Consider the following 3,659-nt stretch of genomic DNA (forward strand, 5'->3'; position numbering starts at 1 on the left):
AGCATGTTCAGACCCCGATCTTCTGCGTCTCGGCCACGGCGAAGCGCGTTTTCAAGCCTGCGGCGAGCGCGTGCAATTTCGACCCGTTCGAGCCTTTGACCATCACGGCGTCGCCCGGGCGCAAGGCCTCCGCGACCAGAGGCTCCAGCGCGGCGGCGGTCTCGGCCCAGGCGCCCTGCTTTTCGGGCGGCAGCGCGTCAAAAAGATGACGCGAGAGCGGGCCGGCGGCGAAGACCAGATCGATCCCGTTGCGCAGCAGATCGTCTTTCAGCGCCGCGTGGAGGGCGGGACCGCCTGGCCCCAGCTCCAGCATGTCGCCGACCACGGCGATGCGGCGCCCCTCGCGGGAAACGCCGGCGGCGCCGAGCAGGTCGATCGCCGCGCGCATGGAGGCCGGATTGGCGTTATAGCTCTCGTCGATCAGCAGGACGCGGCTGTTCGGATTGTCGCGGTCGAGTTGCAAGGTTTCGCGCGCGCCGCGCCCCTGCGCCGGCGCGACGGCGGCGAGCGAGGCGGCGATGGCGGCGTAATCGAGGCCGACGGCGCGGGCGGCGAGCAGGACGCCAAGCGCGTTGATCGCCATATGGCGGCCCGGCGCGCCGAGCTCGAACCGCACGTCCTGCCCGAGCGCGCGCGCCGAAACGCGCGAAAAGGTCTCTTCGGGGCCGAATTTCACGAGGTGGGCTTCGGCGGCGATACTTTCGCCGAAACTCAGCACATAGGCCGCCGGCGAGGCCTTCGCCGCCGATTCAAGGATCGGGAAGGTGTCGATATCGCGATTGACGATGGCGACGCCGCCCTTGACGATCCCCGAAAAGATTTCGGCCTTGGCCTCGGCGATGGCCTCGACATTGACGAAATGCTCCAGATGCACCGGCGCGACCGTCGTCACCAGCGCGACATGCGGGCGCACCATATCGACCAGCGGCGTGATCTCTCCGGCGTGATTCATGCCGATTTCGAAAATGGCGAAGCGCGCCTTTTCCGGCAGGCGGGCGAGCGTCAGCGGCACGCCCCAATGATTGTTGAAGGATTTGTCGGAGGCGTGGGTCGGGCCGGCGTCGGACAGAACCTTGCGCAGCATTTCCTTGGTCGAGGTCTTGCCGACCGAGCCGGTGACCGCGATGATCCGCGCCCGGCTGCGCTGGCGCGCCGCCCGGCCCAGACCTTCCAACCCCTTCAGCACATCGTGGACGATATAAAGCGTCCCGAGATGTTTCAGCGCGTCGGCATGGGCCTCGTCGACCACCGCCGCCGCGGCGCCGCGCTCGAAGGCGGCGGCGACATAATCATGGCCGTCAGTGCGGTCGCCCTTGATGGCGAAGAACAATTCGCCCCGCTGCAGCGTGCGGGTGTCGATGGATATGCCCGTCACGCCCTCCGGCGGCAGGCCGAGCACGCGGGCGCGCATCGGGGCGACGAGGCCGAGACCTCTCCACAGGAATTCGCTCATGCCCGCAACTCCTCGAGCGCGGCGCGCGCTTCCTCGTGATCGGAGAAAGGCAGCATTGTCTTGCCGACGAGCTGGCCGGTTTCGTGACCCTTGCCGGCGATGAGCAGCAGATCGCCCGCGCCGAGCATTTTCACGCCGGCGCGGATGGCGGCGGCGCGGTCGCCGATCTCGATCGCGCCGGGCGCGGCGGCGAGAATTTGCGCGCGGATCGCAGCCGGCTCTTCGCTACGCGGATTGTCGTCGGTGACGATGACGACATCGGCGCAACGCGTCGCGATCTCGCCCATGATCGGCCGCTTGCCGGCGTCGCGGTCGCCGCCGCAGCCGAACACGACGATCAGCCGGTTCTTCGCGAAAGGTTTCAGCGCGGCGATGGCTTTTTCCAAAGCGTCGGGCTTGTGGGCGTAATCGACGAAGACTGGCGCGCCAGCCTTGTCGCCGACGCGCTCCAGACGGCCCGGCGCGCCTTGCAGAATTTCCAGAGCCGCGAACACCTGTTCGGCCGGGGCGCCGGCGGCCAACGCCAGGCCCGCCGCCACCAAGGCGTTTTCAGCCTGGAACAGGCCGGCGAGCGGCAGCATCGCGACAATGTCGCGGCCTTCGAACACAAGAGCGAGCCGCAGCGCAAAACCTTCCGCGCGGGCTTCCTTCAAGCGCAAGCCCTCGCCCTTCGCGCCGACCGTGAACAGGTTCAAGCCGCGCGTCCGGCAGGCGACGATCACGCGGTCGGCGTAGTCGCCATCGGCGGCGATCACCGCCGTCTGGCCGGGTTGCAGCAGATCCGTGAACAGGCGCAATTTGGCGGCGAGATAATCGTCGAGCGTCGGATGATAATCGAGATGGTCGCGCGAGAGATTGGTGAAGCCCGCCGCCGCAAGCCGCACGCCATCGAGCCGACGCTGGTCGAGCCCGTGCGACGAGGCCTCCATGGCGAGATGGGTCACGCCTTCCCCGGACAGAGCGTCAAGCGTCCGGTGCAGGGTCACGGGATCTGGCGTCGTCAGCGAGCCATAGACCGCGCCGGACGGCTTGACGATTCCGATCGTGCCGAGCGAGGCGGCCTGATAGCCGCAGAAGGCGAAAATCTGGCGGGTGAAATCCGCCACCGACGTCTTGCCGGAGGTGCCCGTCACGGCGACGATTTTTTCCGGCTGGCGCGGATGGAGCGCGGCGGCCGCCTGAGACAAAGCCTTGCGGACATCCGCGACCCGCACGAAAGGCGCATCGGCCAGGGACGCCGGCGGCGGCGGCTCGCCGACAATGGCGACGGCCCCCGCCGCGAGCGCCTGCGGCGCGAAGCTCATGCCGTCGGCCTTGGCTCCGGAAACAGCGAAAAACACGAAACCCGGCGCGACGGCGCGGCTGTCGGCGGTGACGCCCGCCACATCGAGCGCCGCCAGCGCCGCCGGCGTTTCCGGCAGGAGCGCGTCGAGCCGCATCAATGCTCTCCCCCGCCCGGCCGGGCCGGCGTATTGACGAAGCCATAGCCGAGTTTCGCCAGCAGCGGGAAGGGCGTCGTCGGCAGATCGAGGCGCGGCTCCAGCCCCAACAAGGGACTAACGCGCTCGATCAACCGGCCGGTGACATAGCCGGAATTATAGGCGGCGGTGGCGTAATGGCCGTCCTCGGGCAGGCCCTGCGGTTCGTCCATCACGGTCATGAACAGATAGCGCGGCTTGTCGGTCGGCACGAGCGCCATGAAGGTCGTGAACAGCTTGGTCTTGCTGTAGCGCCCGCCGATGACCTTCTCCGCCGTGCCGGTCTTGCCGCCGACGAAATAGCCCGGGACATTCGCCTTCTTGGCCGAGCCGATCTCGGCGTTGAGGCGCATGATGTAGCGCAGGGCCTCGCTCGTCTCCGGCTTGATCACGCGCGGGCTGTTTTCCTTGCGGAAATCCGCCGGGCGCTTCAGGAAGGTCGGCGTGATCAGATAGCCGCCATTGGAGAGGGCCCCCACCGCCATCATCGCCTGAAGCGGCGCGACCGCCAAGCCATGGCCAAAGGCGATGGTCATGGTCGAAACTTCGCTCCAGTGCTTGGGCACGAGCGGTTCGGCGCTTTCCGGCAATTCGGTGCGCATGCGGTCCATTTCGCCCATCTTGCGCAAAAAGGCTTTGTGGCCCTCGACGCCGACCATCAGCGCCATGCGCGCCGAGCCGATGTTGGAGGAATGGACGAAGACTTCCGGCACCGTGAGAATGGCGTG

At 67.6% G+C, this 3,659-nt stretch carries 3 protein-coding genes; all 3 read right to left on the reverse strand.

The genetic code is table 11. The annotated features are described in order from the left end of the window. Window positions 1-7 precede the first annotated feature (7 nt). Window positions 8-1,453 carry a UDP-N-acetylmuramoylalanyl-D-glutamyl-2,6-diaminopimelate--D-alanyl-D-alanine ligase gene (locus ACE3S9_RS16565; RefSeq protein WP_374547580.1) on the reverse strand — a complete coding sequence of 482 codons (1,446 nt, stop codon included), beginning with the start codon at window positions 1,451-1,453 and terminating at the stop codon, window positions 8-10. Then, window positions 1,450-2,892 carry a UDP-N-acetylmuramoyl-L-alanyl-D-glutamate--2,6-diaminopimelate ligase gene (locus ACE3S9_RS16570; protein WP_374547581.1) on the reverse strand — a complete coding sequence of 481 codons (1,443 nt, stop codon included), beginning with the start codon at window positions 2,890-2,892 and terminating at the stop codon, window positions 1,450-1,452. The genes ACE3S9_RS16565 and ACE3S9_RS16570 overlap by 4 nt, the downstream gene beginning before the upstream one ends. Next, window positions 2,892-3,659: penicillin-binding transpeptidase domain-containing protein (locus tag ACE3S9_RS16575; RefSeq protein ID WP_374547582.1), on the reverse strand; the 768-nt coding region annotated here is incomplete at its 5' end. The genes ACE3S9_RS16575 and ACE3S9_RS16570, both read right to left, overlap by 1 nt.

It is taken from the genome of Rhodoblastus sp. (genome assembly GCF_041915505.1).
In the GTDB taxonomy this organism is placed as follows: Bacteria; Pseudomonadota; Alphaproteobacteria; order Rhizobiales; family Beijerinckiaceae; genus Rhodoblastus.